General features: G+C 40.8%; 19 protein-coding genes. 5 read left to right on the top strand and 14 right to left on the bottom strand.

Annotated elements, in window-relative coordinates; translation table 11 throughout:
- Positions 1-95 precede the first annotated feature (95 nt).
- The 3 genes from AC04Q1_RS00640 to AC04Q1_RS00630 form a co-directional block, all read right to left on the bottom strand.
- On the bottom strand, positions 96-1,094 hold the full coding sequence (locus tag AC04Q1_RS00640) for a 2-hydroxyacid dehydrogenase (RefSeq protein WP_478360840.1): 999 nt from the start codon (positions 1,092-1,094) through the stop codon (positions 96-98).
- Between the two features lie 235 nt (positions 1,095-1,329).
- Positions 1,330-2,445 (bottom strand): acyltransferase family protein, encoded by a 1,116-nt coding sequence (locus AC04Q1_RS00635; RefSeq protein WP_478360839.1) that lies wholly within the window; start codon positions 2,443-2,445, stop codon positions 1,330-1,332.
- A 454-nt stretch (positions 2,446-2,899) separates the two neighbouring features.
- Positions 2,900-5,053: a GH92 family glycosyl hydrolase gene (locus AC04Q1_RS00630; RefSeq protein WP_478360837.1), complete on the bottom strand. Its 2,154-nt coding sequence runs from the start codon at positions 5,051-5,053 to the stop codon at positions 2,900-2,902.
- A 223-nt stretch (positions 5,054-5,276) separates the two neighbouring features.
- Between AC04Q1_RS00630 and AC04Q1_RS00625 the strand changes: the two genes are divergently transcribed.
- Both AC04Q1_RS00625 and AC04Q1_RS00620 read left to right on the top strand, forming a co-directional pair.
- Complete coding sequence (locus AC04Q1_RS00625) at positions 5,277-7,535, top strand: glycoside hydrolase family 95 protein (RefSeq protein WP_478360835.1); 2,259 nt, start codon at positions 5,277-5,279, stop codon at positions 7,533-7,535.
- 223 nt (positions 7,536-7,758) lie between these two features.
- A complete protein-coding gene (locus AC04Q1_RS00620; RefSeq protein WP_478360834.1) occupies positions 7,759-8,112 on the top strand; it encodes a nuclear transport factor 2 family protein in 354 nt (117 codons plus the stop codon).
- On the opposite strand, the gene AC04Q1_RS00615 is transcribed toward AC04Q1_RS00620, so the two are convergent.
- From AC04Q1_RS00615 to AC04Q1_RS00605, 3 genes are all read right to left on the bottom strand, one after another.
- Positions 8,113-8,307, bottom strand: a complete 195-nt coding sequence (locus AC04Q1_RS00615) for a hypothetical protein (protein ID WP_478360832.1) — start codon at positions 8,305-8,307, stop codon at positions 8,113-8,115.
- Positions 8,304-9,491, bottom strand: a complete 1,188-nt coding sequence (locus AC04Q1_RS00610; protein ID WP_478360830.1) for a GAF domain-containing sensor histidine kinase — start codon at positions 9,489-9,491, stop codon at positions 8,304-8,306. Before AC04Q1_RS00610 ends, AC04Q1_RS00615 begins: the two co-directional genes overlap by 4 nt.
- Positions 9,492-9,730: 239 nt before the next feature.
- Positions 9,731-11,155, bottom strand: a complete 1,425-nt coding sequence (locus AC04Q1_RS00605) for a glycoside hydrolase family 125 protein (RefSeq protein ID WP_478360828.1) — start codon at positions 11,153-11,155, stop codon at positions 9,731-9,733.
- 286 nt (positions 11,156-11,441) lie between these two features.
- Here AC04Q1_RS00605 and AC04Q1_RS00600 point away from each other — a divergent pair, with 286 nt between their 5' ends.
- Positions 11,442-12,629 carry an acetyltransferase domain-containing protein gene (locus AC04Q1_RS00600; protein ID WP_478360826.1) on the top strand — a complete coding sequence of 396 codons (1,188 nt, stop codon included), beginning with the start codon at positions 11,442-11,444 and terminating at the stop codon, positions 12,627-12,629.
- Here AC04Q1_RS00600 and AC04Q1_RS00595 read toward each other — a convergent pair.
- The 4 genes from AC04Q1_RS00595 to mutS all read right to left on the bottom strand — a co-directional run bounded on the left by AC04Q1_RS00595 (position 12,626) and on the right by mutS (position 17,066).
- Positions 12,626-13,231 (bottom strand): thioredoxin family protein, encoded by a 606-nt coding sequence (locus AC04Q1_RS00595; RefSeq protein WP_478360824.1) that lies wholly within the window; start codon positions 13,229-13,231, stop codon positions 12,626-12,628. The two genes, AC04Q1_RS00600 and AC04Q1_RS00595, sit on opposite strands and share 4 nt — an antisense overlap.
- 6 nt (positions 13,232-13,237) lie before the next feature.
- Positions 13,238-13,648, bottom strand: a complete 411-nt coding sequence (locus AC04Q1_RS00590) for a TlpA disulfide reductase family protein (RefSeq protein WP_478360822.1) — start codon at positions 13,646-13,648, stop codon at positions 13,238-13,240.
- 205 nt (positions 13,649-13,853) lie between these two features.
- A complete protein-coding gene (locus tag AC04Q1_RS00585; protein ID WP_478360820.1) occupies positions 13,854-14,381 on the bottom strand; it encodes a C40 family peptidase in 528 nt (175 codons plus the stop codon).
- Positions 14,382-14,453: 72 nt separating this feature from the next.
- Positions 14,454-17,066, bottom strand: a complete 2,613-nt coding sequence (gene mutS / locus AC04Q1_RS00580) for a DNA mismatch repair protein MutS (protein WP_478360818.1) — start codon at positions 17,064-17,066, stop codon at positions 14,454-14,456.
- Positions 17,067-17,612: 546 nt separating this feature from the next.
- On the opposite strand from mutS, the gene AC04Q1_RS00575 reads away from it, so the two are divergent.
- The gene (locus AC04Q1_RS00575) at positions 17,613-17,927 is read left to right on the top strand and encodes an HPF/RaiA family ribosome-associated protein (protein ID WP_478360816.1); all 315 of its coding nucleotides are present in this window, start codon (positions 17,613-17,615) and stop codon (positions 17,925-17,927) included.
- Positions 17,928-18,031: 104 nt separating this feature from the next.
- On the opposite strand, the gene AC04Q1_RS00570 is transcribed toward AC04Q1_RS00575, so the two are convergent.
- The 4 genes from AC04Q1_RS00570 to AC04Q1_RS00555 all read right to left on the bottom strand — a co-directional run bounded on the left by AC04Q1_RS00570 (position 18,032) and on the right by AC04Q1_RS00555 (position 21,566).
- Positions 18,032-18,772 carry a menaquinone biosynthetic enzyme MqnA/MqnD family protein gene (locus AC04Q1_RS00570; RefSeq protein WP_478360814.1) on the bottom strand — a complete coding sequence of 247 codons (741 nt, stop codon included), beginning with the start codon at positions 18,770-18,772 and terminating at the stop codon, positions 18,032-18,034.
- Between the two features lie 39 nt (positions 18,773-18,811).
- Positions 18,812-19,438, bottom strand: coding sequence for a histidine phosphatase family protein (locus AC04Q1_RS00565; RefSeq protein WP_478360812.1), 627 nt, complete (start codon positions 19,436-19,438; stop codon positions 18,812-18,814).
- Positions 19,439-19,533: 95 nt separating this feature from the next.
- Positions 19,534-20,727: an aminofutalosine synthase MqnE gene (gene mqnE / locus AC04Q1_RS00560; protein WP_478360810.1), complete on the bottom strand. Its 1,194-nt coding sequence runs from the start codon at positions 20,725-20,727 to the stop codon at positions 19,534-19,536.
- A 344-nt stretch (positions 20,728-21,071) separates the two neighbouring features.
- On the bottom strand, positions 21,072-21,566 hold the full coding sequence (locus AC04Q1_RS00555) for a hypothetical protein (RefSeq protein WP_478360808.1): 495 nt from the start codon (positions 21,564-21,566) through the stop codon (positions 21,072-21,074).
- Positions 21,567-21,688: 122 nt separating this feature from the next.
- Here AC04Q1_RS00555 and AC04Q1_RS00550 point away from each other — a divergent pair, with 122 nt between their 5' ends.
- Entirely contained in the window at positions 21,689-22,804 is a 1,116-nt protein-coding gene (locus AC04Q1_RS00550) for a trans-sulfuration enzyme family protein (RefSeq protein ID WP_478360806.1), read from the top strand.
- Positions 22,805-22,842 lie beyond the last annotated feature (38 nt).

Raw genomic sequence — 22,842 nt, 5'->3', positions numbered from 1 at the left:
GGGAAAGGGCTCAAAGACAAGTTAAAGAACCCCGCAATTGGCCACATGCGATCTACTCCTCGACTTCGGACCTCCGACCCCTGACTCCGGACTTCCTACACCAATACCGCTCCGTCCCCTACATCTCCCCCTTCCAAAATCGCCTTTACCGTACCTAAAGTCGACTCGGCAATCTCCGTTAACGCCTCTTGCGTAAAGAAAGCCTGGTGTCCGGTAACCAAAACATTCGGGAAACTGATTAAACGCTGAATATCATCATCTCCAATAATACTTCCCGAAAGATCCTTGAAAAACAATTTTTCTTCCTGCTCATACACATCAATGCCCAGCGCCGCCACCTGACCCGTTTTCAGCGCATCAATCACATCACGCGTATGGATCAAACCACCTCTGCTTGTATTGATTAGCGTAACGCCCTTTTTCATCGCTGATAAACTCGCTGAACCGATGAGGTGGTGGTTGTCGGGCGTTAACGGGCAATGCAGCGAAATCACATCAGCCTCTTTTATTACTTCGTGAAAGGGCATATACCTTACCCCTGCATGCCGGAGTGCTTCATCTTCAAAGGGATCGGAAGCCAGCACCACACAGCCAAAACCCAGCATAATCTTGCAAAAAGCGGCCCCTATTTTTCCAGTACCGATTACTCCTACCGTTTTGCCAAAAAGATTGAAACCCATTAAACCCGACAACGAAAAATTCTGCTCCCGCACCCGGTTATAAGCCTTATGCGTTTTACGGTTCAGCGTAAGCAACATCGCCACTGCATGCTCAGCTACTGCCTGTGGTGAATAGGCCGGCACCCGGCAAACACGGATACCATACTGTTTGGCCGCTTCGAGATCTACATTATTAAAACCTGCACAACGTAAGGCGATAATTTTTACCCCTTTCTGTGCCAGCACCTCAATTACCTCCGCGTTAAGTTTATCATTTACAAATACACAAACCGCATCCGTACCTTCCTTTACCGCATCAGCAATATGAGGCCCTAAATGCGTTTCCCAAAATTCCAGTTCGAAACCATAAGCCTCGTTACAACTTTCAAAAAATTCGCGGTCGTAAGCCTTAGCAGAAAAAAATACTATTTTCATATAGGCTAAAATACGGATTAAATGTGGGTTGGGAAGTTAAGTTTAACATTAAAGCACTAGCGATCCATCCATATTGATGAATGGATCGTAATCTAAAATTAGCAATACATCCGTCAGATATCATGTACTCCTAAGTTGAATATCGCATAATCAAAATGGTTTAACAGATCCTCCCGCTGACCACACTGATTTTAGCAGCACAAATTCCATTATCCATTTTACATCTTCCATCTTTCTACCCTAACTTCATCCTTAACCACTTCCTTACCGGCTCATCATACCATTTCAACGCCGCATAAGCCAAAACAATCCCGCCAATTAAAATCAGTAAGGCATAAGGCCAGGCCTGTGCAAGCGTTACCCCCTTATGATTGCTGATCCAGGCCACATAAAAATACACCAGCGGGTAATGCACCAGGTAAAGCGGGTAGGATATATCACCCAAAAATTTGCATATCCTGTTTTCTCTTTGCGATTCAATCACGCCACTGGCGCCCAGATATACGATCAGCGGGAAAATGAAGATAATACAAACCGCTTCATAAATCCCGTTCATCCAAAGATGTTCCGCCCCACCAATGCGTGGCATATACAATACAATGGCAACCAAAAGACTGCACCATAAAAAGGCATTTTTAATCCGGGCAGGCTTCGCGATACGTGAAAGCAACAGCCCCGCAAAGAAAGGGTACATCGTACGGATAAATCCAATGCGTACCTGTTCCACATTTAGCGTCCAGCCACCACTCACATCCCCGTTTGAAATGGCCACGTATGCAAGTGCAATTGCGGCGATCACCACTAAAATACTTAATGCCGTTTTAGAAAACTTCCTGATCCATACCGCATAAAGGATATTCGCAATATATTCGAAAAACAACGACCAGCCCACGCTGTTCAAGGGGTGCATCTCTTGCCAGCCACGAATATCAAGCGATAAGGATACCGGTAATATCGTATAACCGATCAGCAACACCAACAGCATCTTCCAAAGCGGAATCGTATGGATAAGCGGCCATATGGTCGAATCCGTATAATAGAATCCGATGGCGCCGAGCGTCATCCCCAAAACCACCATGGGCTGAAGACGGATGATACGGCGTTTAAAAAAATTGCCTACGGTCATTTTCTGCCACCTGTCGTCGTAAGCATAGCCCATCACAAAACCCGACAATAAAAAGAAAAAATCTACCGCCAGGTAACCGTGGTTAACCAGGATATCCAGGTGTCCCGTCCCCAAAGGCTCGGTAAGGTGAAAAGTGACAACAATAATGGCCGCAATACCGCGCAAGCCATCTAATATGGGATAGTGTGGCTTGGTAGCCAGTTCGTTATTTAGATTAGTGATCATTTATTCGATTGTAAAAAATTGTAATTTGTAAAAAATACTTAACATTATATTATCCGGTTCTTTTTTTAACCGCAAAGAACGCAAAGAGAAAGACGCAGAGGGCACAGAGTTGGGCATACAATCATCATCCATTGTACATCTTCCATCATCAGCCACAAACCTCGCATGTTTCATAGGAATCTTACTGCGGTCGCTTGCCTGCTTTAGGCGGCGATTTAATTGGCGGCCATCATGCACTTATCCGAGGCAAATAAACCCGATTGAAGTGGACATTCCGATCCTTTATCGGAATAAAACGGAAAGCGGGGCTGAAAATCCGATGAAAAACTGAACCTGCATTTCCCTATAAAAATAAAACTATCGCCCTAAAAAGAAATCTGAACTCAATAAATGACTGTGGAGTTAATATTTTATAAAACCCCGCAGGTTTTAAAAACCTGCGGGGTCTAGTGTATTACTTCGTCAGAATCTCAACCTTTCCTCCATTCTTAAACAGATCATGAGAAATAAAATACCCTTCATTTACTTTCCCGTTTACCTTAATCGCAGTAATTCCTCTTCCCTTTCCAGGTTTGGTAATCGTTAACAATTTCCCGGTATTTGTTTTCCACTTTACTTCATCAAACAGAGGTGCCGTTACAATATAATTGGGATCGGTTGCCGAAAACGGATACAAACCTAATGAACTGAATACATACCATGCCGACATCTCACCGGCATCGTCCATGCCCGAAAGTGCCAAACCATCGCTACCGATGCCATAGAGTTCATTCAAAATTTTATCGATTATCTTCTGCGATTTCTCCGGCTTGCCGATAAAAGTATAAGCAAAAGGTGCTTCATGATCGGGCTGATTACCCTGACAATATTGACCGATCATGGTTTCAACGTTACGTGCAATATATTTCGGGTTCCAGGGCAAGGTAAACAACGAATCCAATTTCGATTCGAAACCTTTAGCACCACCATAGAGTTCAATTAAACCTTTCATATCGTGCGGGGCATAAAAAGAAACCTGCCATGCATTGGCTTCCCTGTACATATACTCATAATACGGGTACTGCGGATTAAAGGGTTTAATCCAGTCGCCATTTTCTAACCGCCCACGCATAAAACGGGTACCGGGATCGAACATATGCTTATAATTTTTAGATCTCGCCATCAGGATACGATAATTTGTACTATCGCCCAGTTTTTTGGCAATCTGTGCCAGCGAATAATCATCATAAGAATACTCCAGCGTTTTAGAAACACCCGCTTTCGCCTTGGTTTCCACATGTGGATTCTTCACATCAGGATCTGAAATATAACCCTTCTCAATATATTCCTTTATAAAAGGACGGGCGCCCCCCTCTACATTCGCGTTGCGCAACAAAATCTGATAAGTGCCCTTGATATCGAAATCATCAATGCCTCTTAAGTAAGCCCCCGCTATAGATGACGCCCCATGATCACCATGAAAAAAAGTCGGGATAAATCCGGTTTTATCGCCTACATCTTTCATTGATTTAATTACATCTAAGGTTACTTTTGGCGTAATCAGTCCTAAAAGCACATCTTTATTGCGGTAGGTATCCCAAAGTGATGGTTCGGTGTAATAGTTGAAATTACCTTTGGTCACATTGCGCTTAGCGTCTTTAAACTCGCCATTCACATCGCTGCGCAATGCAGGCCATAAAAAAGACCGGTATAAACAAGAATATAACATCTGCTTTTGCTTCTCTGTCCCCCCCTTTACCTGAATGTTGCCTAAAAGTGCTTCCCATGTAGTGGTAGCCGCATTGCGCACCTCTGTAAAAGTTTTATTGCCCAGTTCTTGTTCGAGGTTTTCCTTCGCATTGGCCACACTTACAAATGATAAACCGATTTTAAGTTCAACAGGTCCCTTGCTCCCATCGGCAAGATGCACAATGGCGTAGCCCGAGCGTTTACCTACATCCGTTTGATCAAGCTTCCCGATCGTACCGTTAACAGTGGCATAAAAATAAATATTCTCTCCCCCCTGAAAACCTTGAATAGCCGAAGTGCCCACCTGCTCAATATTCCAGGTAGAAACACCGCTGTTGGCTTTCCCCAACAGAAATAAGATCTGCCTATCGTGGTTATTTTTATATTCATATTGGTGAAATCCCGTTCTCAGGGTTGAAGTAAGCTTCACGTTAACCTGATAATCATCCAGGTAAACCTGATAAAAACCCGGTGCTGAACTTTCATTTTTATGCGAAAATTTTGACCCAAACTTAGCTGTTGGATTAGAAAGCGGTAAAATCGGAATATTACAGAGGTTCCAGTGCCCTTTGTTGGTGTGTGCGAAACCATAAATGGTATCGTCTTCATATTCGTAGCCTGCGCCCGAACCGAATTCGGTAATCGGACTCAACTGTACCATGGCATTAGGCAGCGAACTCCCCGGAAAGGTTAAGCCTGCCCACGAGCGCCAGCCCTGCGGCAGTTCATAACCCAAAATTTTAGGATCGGTTAGCGGTGCTGTGCCGATAAAAGTATTGACATACTTGGTAAATGATGTTTTCGACTGGCTCTGAGCATGATAAATGCCCGCTACATTTAGAAATAAGAATAAGTTTAGAAATTTGGTTAGCGATTTCATTTTACATAAAACGTTTTAGTGTGTGATACCAAATATAGAAAATCTATTAAAACCCTGCTGAAAATATCACAATAGTTACTTATTAAAGTTCAACAAAACCAAAATGCCTTTGCTTAAATAACTCAATATAATGCCAATAATCGAGATGCTTTCACTTGCCCGAAGCGTAACACAATTGTTTGATTATCTATATATTTGGCCACACACTAATCAAATATTCCTTATGCTTTTTAAACCTAAGCAAATCATTTCCCGCGCCGTACTTTTATTGTTCTCGCTAAGCTTATCCCATGCTGTTTTCGCTCAAAAGGAAGAAACATCACCCTTACTGCTTTGGGACAATAAACCCGCCACTACCTGGATGACCGAAGCTTATCCTATTGGCAATGGCCGCATCGGCGGGATGGTTTTCGGAGGTGTAAACCAGGAACATATCCAGTTTAACGACAATACCCTTTGGACAGGTGATGAAAACGACAGAGGCATGTACCAGGCCTTTGGCGATCTGTTTATAGATTTTGATCATAAAGACCTAAACTTTACCACTTATAAACGCCAGCTTAACCTTGCTGACGCCATCCATACCATCACCTATACCCAAAATGGAGTGAACTACAAACGCGAATACTTTTGCAGTTTTCCCGATAAAGTAATGGTTTTAAGGTTGAGCGCAAATAAAAAAGGGGCTTATTCGGCTGCAATCAGACTTAAAAACGCACATCAGGGCACCATTACCGTTACCGGAAATACCATTCAATTTGTAGGCAAACTGTCTAACGGAATGTCGTATCAGGCTACCGCTTTGGTTAAAATTGAAAATGGCAGCAGCCACCCGGTTAAAGATGATGATGGTGAAAAATTAAAAATAGAAAACGCCGATGCCATCACCATCATTTTCACAGGCGCTACCAATTACAGCAATAAACGCGGGCAAAACTGGAAAGGTGAAGAACCGGCCCCAAAAATAGATGCGATACTACAACAGGCTTCAGCAAAATCTTATGCCAATTTATTAGGAAGCCATGTAAAGGATTATCAAAAGCTGTTTAAACGTTTGTCTATTCACTTAGGATCGGAAGAGATAAAAAACAACAATCTACCTACCTATCAACGGTTGATCAATTACAAAAAAACGCCAGATCTGGGACTCGAATCCTTAATTTTTCAATATGGAAGATATTTATTGATCAGTTCGTCCAGGAAGGGAGGTTTACCCGCCAACCTCCAAGGACTTTGGAACGAAACCAACACCCCGCCCTGGGGCAGCGATTACCATTCCAATATCAATATCCAGATGAACTATTGGCTCGCTGAACCGACCAATCTTTCAGAATGTCAGATTCCATACCTCGATTATATCAACAGCATGCGCGAAGTAAGCGCCATTGCTACCCGCAAACAATATCCAAATACGCGTGGCTGGACGGTAAAAACGGAAAACAATATTTTCGGAGGAATGAGCTTTCTTTGGAACACACCAGGCAGCGCATGGTATGCACAGGCACTTTGGGAGCATTATGCCTTTACAAAAGACAAAGATTATTTAAAGAACTTTGCCTACCCGATTATAAAAGAAATCGCTGAGTTTTGGGATGACCACCTAAAAAGAAGACCAGATGGTACTTTAGTTTCACCAATGGGTTGGTCGCCAGAGCATGGCCCTACAGAGGATGGTGTAACACACGATCAACAGATTGTGTACGATTTATTTACCAACTATATTGAAGCAGCGGATATATTAGGAATTGACAAAGATTACAAAACCCATATTGCCGATCTTAAAGCACATTTATTAAAACCAAAAATTGGTAAATGGGGACAGCTACAGGAATGGGAAACCGATCGTGACGATCCTAAAGATCAGCACAGGCATATATCCCACCTTTTTGGTCTGCATCCGGGAAGGGAAATCAGTACCATTAAAACACCGGAACTCGCCAAAGCGGCCAGGGTAACCTTAACTGCCCGTGGCGATGAATCAACAGGTTGGTCTATGGCCTGGAAAATGAATTTCTGGGCGAGATTACAAGATGGAAACCACGCCTATAAAATATTACAGAATTTTATTACCCCGGTTGGTGGCTCAGGTACCGATTACAATAAAGGTGGTGGTATTTATTCCAATCTTTTTTGTGCCCATCCACCCTTCCAGATTGATGGTAACTTTGGTTACACAGCAGGTATTTCTGAAATGCTTTTGCAAAGTCAGGCAGGCGAATTACAGTTTTTACCCGCTTTGCCTGATCAATGGCCGACAGGGAGTATCCAGGGCTTAAGGGCACGTGGCAACTTCGAAATCACTAACCTGCAATGGAAAGATGGTAAAATTGTGAAGCTATCCATCAAATCATTATCTGGCGAAGATTGTATCATAAGAAGTCCGAATGCACTTAGGAGTAAAGGCATCATTGAAAAGAAATCAGGAAAAGACTTTACATACAGCTTTAAAACGCAAGCGGGGAAAGTGTACAGTTTTGAATGACAGAAAGGTCGTCATTTCGAGCGAACCCGTAGCTATCGGGTGCAACGTAGCCGAGAGATCTAATTGATAGATCTCTCCCGAAATTTGGGACTACGCTTTATCCGATTATTAATTGGATCGTGATGATGACCGATCTATATAAATCTTTCATTTGCTGTTCATTAAGTCGCCTCATCTCAAACATTTTCTGCCGGATTTTCGTTTTAAGTAAAATATTTCTATTATGAGTACATCCAATAAAATCCTGACCGAACACAATGCAAAAGTTGTTGTGCTCGATTTTATCAATGCCTTAAATGCAGAAGATTTTGAAGTAGCCAGAGCGCAGCTCCACGATGACATGACCTTTAAAGGTGTAATGGGTGAAAGAAATGGAGCGGATAATTACATCGGAGACATGAAGAAAATGAAATTCAAATACGATGTTAAAAAAGTATTCGTAGATCAGGAAGAAGTTTGCCTGTGGTACGATATCGATATGGGTGAAAAAACAATCTTTTCCAGTGGTTGGTACAAACTGGAAGAAGAAAAGATTAAATCATTTCAGGTCATATTTGATCCGAGGCCGCTATTGTAATCAACAGACCTGTTTAAGTTTCTTCACAATGATATAACTGCTTTCCAATTGAAATACGAACATTAAAAACTCATCTGTTTCACTAATTTCGATACTTTTAATGGGACCAGATAGGTTATTTCCATCTGTAATCTCTTCTCCAACTTTTAGTTCTAAAAGCGTTGATGTTGGCAAGCTATCACTAACAGTGATCATTTTTGTGAAGGTAAACGTAAGGTAAAACAAGTTTGTTCAGGCGTAGAAGATACATCAAGTGTACCATCATGCGCATTCGCGATTTCGGATGCAATATACAAACCTAAACCCAGGCCTTTTTGATTGGGTTCTACTTCACCTCTCGAAAATGGCTGAAACAGACGGTCCATAGCAGCAACCGGGATTTGTTTGCCCTTATTCGCTACACAAAGATTAAACTCTTCCGTATTGCTAAAAGCGGTAATTTCTACAGTCGAATCCGCCGGTGAATAATTTAAAGCATTACCCAACAAGTTAGAAAAAAGCTGGGCAAGTCTTTTGCCATCAGCATGAACAGGATGATCCAGGTTAAAATTTAATTTGATATGTCTGCCTGGCCAAATCGCCTGCAGCTCATCTACCACCTGAGTCAGTAATTTTTCAAGGTCCTCATCAGCTGTTTTGTCGATCGTAATGCCTTCACCTAAACGGCCACTGGCAAAATCAAGCATATTCTCAATCAGGCCGTTCATTCTAAAAGAAGAATCCTTAATAATTTTGGCGATACGCCCACCGCGTTCATCTAAACTTAAGCGCGATAAAAGCTGCGCACTACTTGAAATCGCATTTAGCGGATTTCGCAAATCATGACCTAAAATAGCAATAAACTGATCTCTCAAAACAGCTATCTCCTGTTCCTTTTTTAATTCTTCTTCTGTTTTGGCCAGCTGCTCCAGCGCATCTAAATGAAAGGCGATCAAATCGGCAAACATGGTAAACATGCCCGTAATGGCCGGGTTGTTTAGTTTTGCAGGTTTGGGATCGATGGCACATAGCGTACCGAAAAAGTCTCCGTTTTTTAAGGTAATCGGTACCGAAATATAACTTTGAAAACCATACATCAAGGGGGTATGGTGACCAGCAAACTGAGGATCTTCAGCAACATGATCGATTACAACAGGTTTTTTATGATGCCTGATTTCATTACAGATGGTCGTTTCCAGCTTAAGTTCGCCACCAACGCCCAATCCGAAATTGATTTCGTCGTGTATTGCACAGGCAATCCACCGATCAGAAGTTACCCTGGCCACAGCTGCAAAACCCATTCCCGTAGTTCTGCAAACGATTTCTAAAATATGCGCAACAGCAGGTATTTTGCTTATTGCCTCTATATCAGCAAGGATGAATTTTTCAGGATTTTGCAATGTAGGGATAAATAATTTCAGGCAATTTACAAATATTTATTTTTGTAAAAAACAGCATCACCTCTTCTAACACAGCTTTTACATAAATTGATCGTTATTATTCCTGAATAGCGTAGTTTTACGGCGTAATTAACAGGGGATGTCAATAAACGGCCAGGCAATTAAAAACTCAGCGGAGTAGGCTATAGAAAGAAACCGTATTTATTAGCCAAAATTGCCAATAAATACGGTTAGTATAATTAAGCTTTTAACAAAGCTGGTTTTTCGTGGTAAGTTCTCCAAAGGAGTTCGCCAAATAAAGTGTTCGACCAGGCGAACCAAGCCCTTGTAAAGTTTTCGGGATTGTCTTTATTAAAGGATTCGTGCATAAAACCTTTACCGGCATGCGTTTTACGTAAAGTATCGATGCAGTATTTAATTTCGGCATCATCTTTCGACGTTAAGGCGCGCATGGTAATACTCATCGGCCAGATCATATCCTGACCAGCGTGCGGTCCACCAATTCCTTCTGCGGCAGTTCCTTTAAAGAAATAAGGATTGTCTTTAGAAAGGGCAAACTTCCTGGTATTCTGGTAAATTGGATCTTCCACTTTCATGGCGCCTAAATAAGGTAAACCCAATAAGCTTGGTACGTTAGAATCGTCCATCAGGTATGAACTTCCAAAGCCATCCACTTCAAAAGCATAAATTTTGCCGTATTTCGGATGGTTCACAATGGCATGTTTCTGTAATGCAGCATTTACTTCGTCGGCAAGGTTTAACAAATTGCTTTCTAAAGTTTTATCAGGCTGTAAAGCTTTGATCATTTCTGCTGCCTGTTTTAAACTAGATACCGCGAAAAAGTTAGACGGTACCAGAAAAGGGAAAATGGTAGCATCATCACTTGGACGGAAAGCAGAGCAGATTAATCCAACCGGATTTACCGGAAAACCATAACCCGCCATTGGCAACGAATCTGTTGGCTGTGTTGTTTCTCTCTGGAAATGGTACGGACCTTTATCCGCTTTGCGCTGTTGTTCTTTGAATGTTTTTAAAGTGGCTTCGATCCCTTTTTTCCAATCGGCATCGAAAGGTGTTTTGTCGCCTGTTTTTTTCCAGTAGTGATAAGCCAGGCGGATGGGATAACATAAAGAATCGATCTCCCATTTACGCTCGTGTACCCCAGGCTGCATGGAAGTTTTATCTGTTTTCCACTCGCCTACCTTGGTGGCATCACCATAAAAAGCATTGGCATACGGATCTTTTAAAACACATTTTGTTTGGTGGATAATTACCCCAGCGATTACTTTTTTAAGCGGTTCGTCCTCGTTCACGAACTGAAGGTATGGCCAAACCTGGGCAGAACTATCGCGCAACCACATCGCATCAATATCACCGGTAATCACATAAGTATCTGGTCTGCCATTTTTCTCAGAATGGTAAACCGTAGTATCCAGTGTATTCGGGAAACAGTTTTCGAATAACCAGGCCAGTTCGGGGTTTTTAACGTTTGCCTGGAAAGTCTTGATTGCGGCATCAACAGCCTTGCTCTGAAAATGTCGTTTAGCAGCAGCCACACGTACCACAGGAAATTCTGGTGCGGGATTGGCCGCAAAAGAAAATTTCGATGCGACAACTCCTGCTCCCAACAAGCCCGTGTTTTGTATAAATGTTCTTCTTTTCATTATAATGTGTTATGATAATTTGGTCAAATTTTAATAACCGAAAGCCATCTGGTATTGACCGTGATCAATAGTAAGGTAAGATATTATTCGGTTAGCGCTTAAACAAATATTATTATAATTTTTGGAACATCAAAATGATTATCGCCAATTAAACTATTCCTAAATCGATTTTCTTGATCATGATATAAAAACCTGCATCCATACCAGTCTGGCAAACGAAAGGGGTATAATAAGGATACAGAAAATAATTTTGAATTGTTATCTTTAATCAACCAAACCTCTTGCCATGAATGCCGACAGCCCAACCCTACCAAAACGCATTTTATCTATAGACATATTGCGTGGATTAGTCATGATCATTATGGCACTTGATCATACCCGTGATTTCTTTCACATTGGCGCCATGACGGCCGATCCCTTAAATCCTGATACCACGACGGGAATGTTATTTTTTACCCGTTGGATTACCCATTTCTGTGCACCTACGTTTGTGTTTCTCTCTGGATTATCAGCTTATCTATCCGCCCAAAGCAGAACACCTGCCCAGGCGAGTTCATTCTTATTCAAAAGAGGTTTGTGGCTGATCTTTATCGAAATTGCAATCATCACACTCGGTTTAACCTTTAATCCATTCTATAATTTTATTATCCTTCAGGTGATCTGGGCCATTGGCTGTAGCATGATCTTGTTGGCACTATTTAGCCGCATTTCCTATAAAGCGGTTTTGATTACGGGCCTGATATTGGTTTTCGGACACAATCTTTTCAATTTATTTCCATCGCCAACAGATCCCACAGGTGGACTGATTTTGAATCTATTTTTTACCGCATCTGGCTCGGTAATACAGTTGACTAAAAATCATTTGATTGGCGATTTTTACGCCATCCTCCCCTGGACAGGCATTATGTTTGTCGGTTACGGCATTGGTGCCTGGTACAAAAAAGGTTATGAAGCCGAACGCAGAAAGCGCAATTTATTAATTGTAGGATCACTTACTGTTTTTTTATTTATCACTTTAAGATTGATCAATGTATATGGTGATCCTGTGCCAAGAAAAGAATACCACGATCTGTTTAAAAATTTACTGGCATTTTTCAACGTAAACAAATATCCCCCTTCCTTACAGTATGCCGCTATGACTCTAGGTCCGGCGATGCTGGTCCTGGCCTTTACCGAAAACATCAGTAACTGGTTTACCAAAATAACCTCAGTATATGGCGCAGTACCTTTCTTCTATTATGTCCTTCACTTTTATCTGTTGCATACCTTACTTGTTGTGCTATTTTTTGAAACCGGGCATAGCTCAAAAGAAATTGAGCAGGTACCGTTTTTATTCAGGCCTGTGGCATTTGGCTTTAGTTTACCAATCGTATATTTAATCTGGCTTTGCGTGGTGGCTTCGCTGTATTTACCCTGCCGATGGTTTAAGAAATATAAAGAAACGCACCGGCAGTGGTGGTTGAGGTATGTTTAACCCTTTTTCCATTTAATGCCACAGCCAACGGCTTTGGTTGATGCGATCGCCGGTTTTTTGCCGGCAGACAATTCGTTCACAGCATTTTTAACATAATCGATCTTGGTGGAGTTTGCTTCTTCAGGATCATTATCAATGGCGCCGATATATTCTACCACATTGCCCTTGTCTGTTTTGTTTAACACAAAAACATGTGGTGTTCTGGTCGCACCAAACTGTTTGGTAACTACATGACCTGGATCTAAGAGATATGGGAAGCTGAATTTCTTTTCTGAAGCCAGGGCCTGCATCTTTTCAAAGCTTTCCTCAGGTACCACGCCGGCATCATTTGGATTGATGGCTATAACGGGATAACCTTTAGCCGCATAAGTTGCATTCAGCGCAGCTACCCGGTCTTGATAGCCTTTAGCTACCGGACAGGTGTTGCAGGTAAAAACAACAATATAGCCTTTTGCGTCCTTGTAATCGGCCAGCGACACCGTTTTGTTATTTACATTTTTCAGTGAGAAGTCTTTTACTACATCACCCACCTGATAACCTTCAGTTTGTGCAAATGCAAGTCCTGAAATCAGCATAAATGCTGTTAAAATCAATGTTTTCATCACAATCTATTTTAAGTTTAACAAAGTATTTTTCAGTTCCGTCTCGGTAAACTCTTTTTCGTAAAAACGTCTGCTTTTCTTGTTTACAAAAAGTGTGGCCGGAATAGCTCCAGACCATTTCTTGTCGATCCTTTCAATATATTGTTGCTGATCGGGCTCATTTAAAAGAAATACCTCAGCATTAATTTTATTGTTTTGTACAAAGGGAATCACATCCTTTTGTAGTTTTGATTTAAAATCCAGGCTCACCAAAAGCACTTTAACCGGCTTTTTTAAATTGGCAACCCGCAGTTTCTCGAAATTTGGCAATTCGGCCACACAGGGCGAACACCAGGTAGCCCAAAAGTTGATCACATAAGTAGTATCTTTTCCATTGGCTATACGCTTATCCAGATCATCCAATTTGAGTAATCGCACTTGTGCTTTTGCAAAATAAGTAATTAAAGATAAGCAGATTATAAAAAATATACGCATAAATGGATAACGAAAAATGAAGGGTTTTGTTATTAATTGGGAGCGTCACCCTGAACTTGTTTCAGGGCCCATCCAGGAAAAATATTAATTCTAATGATTACATCAAAAAGATGCTGAAACAAGTTCAGCATGACGGTAGCAGAGAAATTTAATTAACCGATCCCGATTTAACCAATACCTTCTGGTAGGCAGGAAGTGTTAAATCATCAACAATTACCCCTCTGGTGGTGCTGGCATGTACAAAAAAGCCATTATTGAGGTAAACCCCAACATGGTCTACATCATTGCCGCCGAAGGAGAAAAACACCAGATCGCCTTCTTTTAAACGATCAATATCCTTACGCTTTACAACATTGGCCTGTTCGCGTGAAATACGTGGAAGCGTTACGCCATAAATTTCCTTCTCCAATAAAAACGCAAAACCTGAACAATCAATACCACCTTTATCCAAACCGCCAAAACGGTATTTTACACCTGTCCAATCGGTAATGAAACGATATAGGGGTTTACTCTGTAAATTTGCCATCGCATCAGCTGCTTTGGAAGCTTTGGTGTCACTTTTAACCGTGTATTTACGCGTACCACAGGAAGAAAAGAAGATAACCAATGCTATTAAAAAGAATATATTCTTTTTGAGGTGAAAGGTAAATGATTTAAGATTAAAGGTTCTTTCCATTGTATACTTGATTAGTTGCATGTTTATGAGATTCAAAACCTTATGACTTAAACCCCAATCCCTACACCCCTCTTAATTCTTGATCAATCGTTGTATTTCATCCAACTTTAGCAAAGCTTCTACAGGAGTTAACGCATTTACATCCAAATTATTTAGTGTATCACGTATTTTCACCAAAACCGGATCATCAATGGCAAACATCTGCAGTTGGTACGCCTGGTTCTGCACTTTCTTAATGCTGTCTTTTATACTCTGTCCTTCAGTTCGGTCTATTTCGAGTTTCTTCAATATCTCGTTCGCGCGACCAATTAATTTTGTTGGCATACCGGCCATTTTTGCCACATGGATACCAAAACTGTGCTCGCTTCCACCAGGCACCAGTTTACGCAAGAAAATCACTTTATTGGTCATTTCCTTTACCGAAACATTAAAGTTCTTAATACGCGGCATCGTGTTCGCCAATTCGTTTAACTCGTGGTAGTGCGTAGCGAAAAGGGTTTTGGGCCGGGCTGTTGGATGTTGGTGTAAAAATTCGGCAATGGCCCAGGCAATCGAAATACCATCATAGGTACTCGTTCCGCGGCCAATTTCATCCAACAAAATCAAACTATCATCAGAAATGTTGTTCAAAATACTGGCCGTTTCATTCATTTCGACCATGAATGTACTTTCTCCCGAAGAAATATTATCAGATGCCCCTACTCGGGTGAAAATCTTATCAACGATACCCACTTCAGCATCTTTAGCCGGAACAAACGAACCCATCTGCGCCATCAATACAATTAGTGCAGTTTGCCTTAAAATTGCCGACTTACCCGCCATGTTAGGTCCGGTAATCATAATAATCTGCTGACTATCCGTATCCAGATAAACATCATTGGTGATGTATTCCTGTCCTACGGGCAATTGCTTTTCTATTACCGGATGTCGACCGCCTTTAATATCTAGCACCTTTTCTTCGGTAACTTTAGGCTTGTTGTAGTGGTTCTTAACCGCCAACTGTGCGAAACACAATAAACAATCTAACTGTGCGATTAAAAATGAATCGAGCTGGATCGGCTTGATATAACTTGCCGTTTCGTACATCAGTTCGTTGTACAAACGGATTTCTATCGCCTGTATCTTTTCCTCAGCCCCCAAAATCTGGTCTTCGTATTCTTTAAGCTCTGGTGTGATATAACGCTCGGCATTTACCAGGGTCTGTTTACGGATCCAGCCTTCAGGTACTTTATCTTTATGGGTATGGGTAACTTCCAAATAATACCCAAAAACGTTGTTAAAGGCAATTTTTAGTGATGGAATACCTGTTGCTTCGGCTTCCCTTTTCTGAATCTGCACCAAATAATCTTTACCTCCAAAAGCAATTTTACGCAGGCGGTCCAAATCTTCATCAATACCATCGGCAATTACATTTCCTTTAATCAGCAAGGCCGGTGGCTCAGGCTGTAATTCCCTTTCAATCCTTTCCCTAATGGCCAAACACGGGTTCAATTGGTCTGCTATCTTGATCAGGAAAGGGTTTTTAGAATCAGCTGCGAGTTTTTTAACCGCTTCGATATGGTATAACGCACGTTTTAGCGCCACCAACTCACGCGGACCTACACGCTGCAAACCTACCTTAGAAATCAGGCGTTCTAAATCACCAATTTGCTTGATGTTGTTTAAAAATTCGCCCTGTAATTCTTCATGCTGCACAAAATATTCCACCATACCCAGGCGTTCCTGGATCGGTTTCAATTCTTTCAATGGCATGATAATCCACTTTTGCAGCAAACGTGCACCCATTGGCGTACAGGTATGGTCGAGAATATCGAATAAGGTTACGGCATTATCGTTTGGCGAGTTCACCAGTTCCAGGTTACGGATGGTAAAACGGTCTAACCACATATAACGGTTTTCTTCAATACGTCCTATCGAACTGATATGCTGTAAATTCCGGTGTTCAGTTTCACCCAGGTAATGCAGAATAACACCGGCAGCTACGATTCCGCTCTGTAAACGCTCTACACCAAAACCTTTTAATGAAGAAACTTCAAAATGTTTCATCAGGGTTTCGTTGCCATAATCGGATGTAAAAGGCCATTCGTCTAGACCGAAAGTGTAAAAACGGTCGCCGAAGTTTTCGGTAAAAGCCTGGCGCTTCGATTTTTGGAAAATAACCTCTGTAGGTTTAAAACCCTGCAAAAGTTTATCAATATAATCGCTATTGCCCTGTGCAATTAAAAATTCACCTGTTGAGATATCTAAAAATGAAACCCCTAGTTGCGTTTTATCAAAGAAAACACATGCCAGGAAGTTGTTCGATTTTTGATTGACTATATTATCGCCATACGCTACACCAGGCGTAACCAATTCAGTCACCCCCCGTTTGACAATGGTTTTTGTGGTTTTTGGATCTTCCAGCTGATCGCAGATGGCTACCCGCTGACCCGCCCTTACCAGTTTAGATAAATAATTATCCAGAGAGTGATGCGGAAAACCAGCCAGTTCTAAAGCACCGCCATTTGGCCCTGTACCCCTTCTGGTTAATACTATCCCTAAAATCTGTGCCGTTTTAATGGCATCTTCGCCAAAGGTTTCATAAAAATCGCCAACCCTAAATAGTAAAAGTGCGCCCGGATACTTCGCTTTAATCGCGTTGTACTGCTGCATTAACGGGGTTTCTTTATTCGTGTCTTTAGCCAAAACTGAAATTAATTTACAAAAGCCATAAAGATAACACGAATATGCATTTTACAGCTGTTTTGTTGAAAAGTTAAAAAAAATTTGCTTGTTTAATCGGTTAAGAACAGTTAACCACTATTTGGAAATGAAGGGTTCTGTACATTTCGGTTAGTGCAGTCCTGTTATCCGCTTTACTTCGTTACACTCGTGTTCGCTCCTACCAGGTTTAAGTACAATGGTTTGTTACCTGGTTGCATAACTTCTTCACTCAACAGTTAACCGTTTCTTTACAGTTTGACAGTTAACCGAGGATTAGAAAATGAAGGGTGCTCTGCATTTAGGGGTGTGTAGTCCTGCTATCCGCTTTACTTCGTTACACTCGTGTTCGCTCCTACCAGGTTTAGGTACAATGGTCTGTTACCCGGTGCATAATAATTTTCTTGCTTTAACAGTTAACACTTTTTACAGTTTAAACAGTTAACCATATTATCAACAATTAACCCTAATTCAAAACGTTTCCCGAAGTTGTGTGTTAATCTTATATAATTTACAACTAATATTTTAATTATGACGATCCAACTGAACACCGACAAAAACTTAACAATCCACCAGGAATACGACGAGAAAATCCAAACGCAATTAAATGAAGGCTTGAGCAGATATAGCGATTTAATTACACGTTTAGAGGTGCATTTATCTGATGAAAACGGCAGTAAAGATGGCCTGGACGATAAAAGATGTTTACTGGAAGCCAGAATTACCGGAAAAGACCCGATTGCGGTTACTAATCTTGGTAATACATACGATTTAGCGATTACAGGAGCTTTAACCAAATTAAAAAGTACGCTGGAGAAGGTAGCTGGTAAAATGAAAACGCATTAGACATATACAATTTATCGTCATTTCGAGTGGAGTGCAACGCAGTTGAGAAATCTAATCAATGTTATCTCCGTTTCCATTCGCTACAGTCGAGATGACGACTTTATCTAAATGTTTATTTTTTCCAATTCTTGAATATACCTCAAGAACAAATTCAGTGCTTTTTTCCGGTCGTCAGTAACATCAAATTGAAGTCTGTGGTATAAATAATCTTCGAGATCGAAATTTGGGGATATTTGCAATTCTTGCAACACTTCTTTTCTATGATCAAGGCCAAACTTCAGCGCCGCATTAAATTCGTCTTTAAATTCCCGGGAGATTTCTTTATTCGCTACCCAGGCGGCATACATAAACGGCAAACCTGTTAGCTTTTTCCACTCCTCTCCCATGTCGTAGGCATAGGCAAAATCATCTTTTTTGCCAAAAGTCCTGTCACCGATCAAAACAAAGGCATCTGTTTTTGCATCAGGATCGGTGGTAAACTCCACTTCCTTTTTCCAATGGAACTTAAGCAAAACTTTAGCTAAATTGTTCGATGTACGCGAATGTGCATCCAACCTTACTGTTTTAATCTCCTCTGCCGGGACATCACTAAAAATAAATACTGAATTAACCCCTCCATCGCTGCCGATACAATAATCGGCCACAATATTCGCATTTGGAACCTGGGGAATGGCTGCAACTGGCATTAAACCGATATCAACCTGACCATTAATCACTTTGGACGCGCAATCTGAAGGGATATCTAAACTTAAATCAATTTTATTTATAATGTCCGAATGTTCTAATCCGTATATAAAAGCTTTGGTGTTGGTGTAAGCAACAGCCGATATTTTAATCTTATTCAAGGTGTTATGTTTTGCGCTTCGCGTTTGGCGATAAGCGTATTATTCAATTACTAAACAGTCTAAATGAACGGCGCTGTTAAATTCAAGAACGGAAAATTTCCCATCTTCGAAACCCATTTTATAAAGTACCGTGTTTTGGTGCGGAAATTCAGTCATTTCGCTGAGTGGTTTGCCCAGCAATAAACATAAGAAAACACGCATTGCCCTGCCATGCATACACACTAAAACTGTCTTTTCTTCAGGTCTGGCCATTAAAACTTCCATGGGTTGCTTTAAACGTTCGTAAACATCCTGAACACTTTCACCCCCCTCAAAATGGGCAGTGTAATCTCCATCCTGCCAACTTTGTAACATTTCCCGGAAAGCGTCACGGGCATCTTCGGTGTTGGGTTTTCCCTCCCAAACACCCCAGGCCAATTCATCTAAGCCCGAAAGTTTTTCCCAGGGCAATTCCGAATCAATAAACTTCTGAACGGTTTGCCAGGTTCGCTTTAAATCCGAAGTGTAAATTTTGTCAAAAGGAATATCTTTATAGGTCTGGTAAAAAGCTTCTGCCTGTGCCCTGCCTAAATCATTTAAGTCAGAATTTATACCTCTGCCCTGTACTATGCCTTGTCTATTCAGTTCCGTTTCGCCGTGGCGTATGATGTATATTTCCTTGACCATTAAAATGGGATTTTTTGGATTATAGGATTAACGTTTTTTATTTTAAAATTTTGGATTTTACGAAAAGATCTTAAAATCCTATCATCATAATACTCCTAATTCACTACAGGTAATTTATAATATTGCGGTTTCTTTTCTTCCTCGAAAACTACATTTTCGAAATCGGTCACTACATTATATAAAGTATCGCGCTCTATTGCCTTTCTGCCCACCTGTTTAATCAGATTAACCAGTTCTTTAGTGCTCATTGCTGGCGTTTGCTCTTCTGCGCCAGCCATTGAATAGATTTTAGTGGTATCATCTAAAGTACCATCAATATCATCAACGCCATAATTCAAAGATAACTGGGCTGTTTCTCGACTGATCATAGCCCAATAAGCTTTAATGTGATCAAAATTATCCATGTAGATCCTGGCAATGGCATAGTTTCTTAAATCCTCAATCACTGAAGTTTCAGGAACATTGCTCATCTGGTTATGTTGATTTCTGAACTTTAAAGGAATAAAGGTTTGGAAACCACCTGTACGGTCTTGTAGTTCACGCAGTTTTTCCATGTGATCTACACGGTGCCAATATTTTTCGATATGTCCGTAAAGCATAGTCGCATTACTGCGCATACCAAGTTTGTGCCATTCTTCATGTATATCCAGCCATTGCTGACCGGTACATTTATCTTTAGCAATCTGCTCTCTGATTTCGGGATGAAAGATCTCTGCACCACCGCCTGGTATTGACTCTAATCCAGCTTCCTTCATCAAACGCATACCTGTTGCGTAATCGATTTTAGCTTTCTTAAAAATATAGTGATACTCTACAGGAGTTAAAGCTTTTACATGCAAATCAGGACGGTGTTGTTTGATTGCCGTGAACAAAGCAGCATAAAATGCAACATCGTACTGAGGCAGCACACCACCTACAATGTGCACTTCGGTTACAGGCTCACCATCATATTTTTTAACAATATCGAGCATCTGCTCCATGGTTAGTGCCCAGCCTTCTTCTTTTTGTTTAATTAAACGAGAATAAGAACAAAATTTGCAGTCGTAAACGCAAAGATTGGTTGGTTCTAAATGGAAATTGCGATTAAAATAAGTTTTATCGCCATGCTTTCGCTCCCTGATGAAATTTGCCAGGATACCCAAGTAACCCAGTTCCGCATGTTCGTACAGGTAAACACCTTCATCAAAGGTAATGCGCTCTCCGCGAAGAACTTTATGTGCTATGTTTTGTAATTCAGTTGATAAATTGGTATCAGCTAATATTTTTTCAACTTGCTCAGTTGTATTCATTCCTGATTTATTTTGAACAAAAATACAATAATGAGCCGATTTGAAAATCATTTTCTTGTAACAAACGGCGATTTTTGGATACTGACCTTGATTATTAGCCACGGAAGCACGGAAAAACAATTGTCTAACCTTAGTATAATTGATGGCTAGGCAGGTAAAGCAAAACCTGATCCTCATTTATATCTGTATTGATCTGTACCATCTGTCGTTAATCCCTATTATAAAAGAGCTCAAGAAACTCCGCGCAAATCGTGTTTCCGTGGCCATCATAAAAGGTTAGAGACAAAAAAAGCACCTCTTTTCAGAAGTGCTTAATGTTTTTCACAGGTAAGTATTTTTAGCTATTATCTTGCAGCAGGTACAAACGTTAATACAATGTTTGCTGTTTTGCCACCAAATTCGATTGGCGATTTTAAGATCATTTGTGTGCTCGAAAGGTCGGTTAATACTAAACGGTAACCTTCAGTTACGTTCTTAGCCTTATCGCCTTCATATATTTTTTTAAACTGGAAGGTTTGATCTTTAGGGGCAGCCGACCAGAAAATAGTCTGCATTACCGAACCACAAGTACTAGAAGCAGGTAAAGTATAAGAACCATTACCGCTATTGGTTAAATTCCAGGTACTGCCCTGAAAACATTTGTACGATTTCTCGCCGAATAAACCTTGAACCGCGCCGTCAGGCAATCCTTCTAAAGCTACATTACTCACTACCCATTCGCGAACAACCGTACCTCTGCTACCAGTTACTCCTGCAGTTACTCTTTTTGCGGTATTACAGCTTTGTAACATTACTAAAGTAGAACATGCTATTGCGATAGCTATAAATAATCTTTTCATTTTTGTTTAATTTAAATTTCGTCAAACTTGTTACATAAATCTTGCCAAAACCATTACGAACCTTAAATTAGCACCAAATTATAATTTGTATCCTGATATTATTTCCATTAACATAAGTGATCATGAAACCCGAAACCCTTGCTATTCACGCTTCTAATCTTGTAAAAAACGCCACAGGTGATGTTACCCCACCAATTAATCTATCGACAACTTTTTTCCGCGACGAAGATGGAGGTTATCCCGGTGGGCACATGTATAGCAGGGTAAGCAATCCAAACCGGTCTGCTTTAGAAAACACTGTAGCCAAATTAGAATATGGCGAAGATGCAGCAGCTTTCTCTTCTGGCAATACCTGTGGCCTGGCCATGTTTCAGGCTTTAAAACCTGGCAGTCACATTATTGCGCCTGATGACATGTACTGGGGGATTAAAAAACAGTTGCTGACCATTTTTAATGATAGCCTGGAATTTGATTTTGTTGACCAGACCGATTTAAATCTGATACAGGCGAGCATTAAACCCAATACGAAACTGATCTGGATCGAAACACCTTCTAACCCATTATTAAAAGTTACTGATATTGAGGGGATTGGTAAAATCGCTAAAACTAACAATATCACTTTTGCCTGCGATAGTACCTTTGCTTCCCCTATTTTACAAAACCCGATTTTATTAGGAGCTGATATTGTAATGCACAGCAGTACCAAATATCTTGGGGGTCATAGTGATGTATTAGGGGGTATTTTAGTCACAGCAAAAAAAGACGAGCTCTGGGAGAAAATTAAAAACATCCAACAAACCGGTGGAGCTGTCCCTTCCCCATTTGATTGCTTTCTGTTAACCAGGAGCATTAAAACTTTAGCCTACCGCATGAAAGGTCATTGCGAAAATGGAAAAATAGTTGCTGATTATTTAAACAGCCATCCAAAAGTGGAAGCTGTTTTCTATCCGGGATTATCGAGTCATCCACAACACGAAATCGCTAAAAAACAAATGAAAGATTTTGGCGGGATGATGTCTTTTTTAGTTAAAGGAGATGTTGAAGATGCCCATAAAGTGGTGAACAAAGTTCAATTGTTTGCACAAGCCACGAGTTTGGGCGGTGTAGAAAGTTTAATCGAACACCGTTACTCGGTAGAAGGTCCGGATAGTAAAACACCTAAAAATTTACTCCGTATTTCTGTGGGACTGGAGCATGTAGATGATATTATTGCAGATCTGGAACAGGCTTTGGGATAAAAAAATAAAACCTATAAAGTCTCCAAGGCCTTATAGGT

This window comes from Pedobacter humicola (assembly GCF_056490705.1).
This window is presented reverse-complemented; position numbering and strand designations above follow the sequence as displayed.

Bases quoted from the DNA above. Each gene is read 5' to 3' on its own strand.
- AC04Q1_RS00640 (WP_478360840.1), bottom strand. From the start codon at position 1,094: ATGAAAATAGTATTTTTTTCTGCTAAGGCTTACGACCGCGAATTTTTT.
- AC04Q1_RS00635 (WP_478360839.1), bottom strand. From the start codon at position 2,445: ATGATCACTAATCTAAATAACGAACTGGCTACCAAGCCACACTATCCC.
- AC04Q1_RS00630 (WP_478360837.1), bottom strand. From the start codon at position 5,053: ATGAAATCGCTAACCAAATTTCTAAACTTATTCTTATTTCTAAATGTA.
- AC04Q1_RS00625 (WP_478360835.1), top strand. From the start codon at position 5,277: ATGCTTTTTAAACCTAAGCAAATCATTTCCCGCGCCGTACTTTTATTG.
- AC04Q1_RS00620 (WP_478360834.1), top strand. From the start codon at position 7,759: ATGAGTACATCCAATAAAATCCTGACCGAACACAATGCAAAAGTTGTT.
- AC04Q1_RS00615 (WP_478360832.1), bottom strand. From the start codon at position 8,307: ATGATCACTGTTAGTGATAGCTTGCCAACATCAACGCTTTTAGAACTA.
- AC04Q1_RS00605 (WP_478360828.1), bottom strand. From the start codon at position 11,155: ATGAAAAGAAGAACATTTATACAAAACACGGGCTTGTTGGGAGCAGGA.
- AC04Q1_RS00600 (WP_478360826.1), top strand. From the start codon at position 11,442: ATGAATGCCGACAGCCCAACCCTACCAAAACGCATTTTATCTATAGAC.
- AC04Q1_RS00595 (WP_478360824.1), bottom strand. From the start codon at position 13,231: ATGAAAACATTGATTTTAACAGCATTTATGCTGATTTCAGGACTTGCA.
- AC04Q1_RS00585 (WP_478360820.1), bottom strand. From the start codon at position 14,381: ATGGAAAGAACCTTTAATCTTAAATCATTTACCTTTCACCTCAAAAAG.
- AC04Q1_RS00575 (WP_478360816.1), top strand. From the start codon at position 17,613: ATGACGATCCAACTGAACACCGACAAAAACTTAACAATCCACCAGGAA.
- AC04Q1_RS00565 (WP_478360812.1), bottom strand. From the start codon at position 19,438: ATGGTCAAGGAAATATACATCATACGCCACGGCGAAACGGAACTGAAT.
- mqnE (WP_478360810.1), bottom strand. From the start codon at position 20,727: ATGAATACAACTGAGCAAGTTGAAAAAATATTAGCTGATACCAATTTA.
- AC04Q1_RS00555 (WP_478360808.1), bottom strand. From the start codon at position 21,566: ATGAAAAGATTATTTATAGCTATCGCAATAGCATGTTCTACTTTAGTA.
- AC04Q1_RS00550 (WP_478360806.1), top strand. From the start codon at position 21,689: ATGAAACCCGAAACCCTTGCTATTCACGCTTCTAATCTTGTAAAAAAC.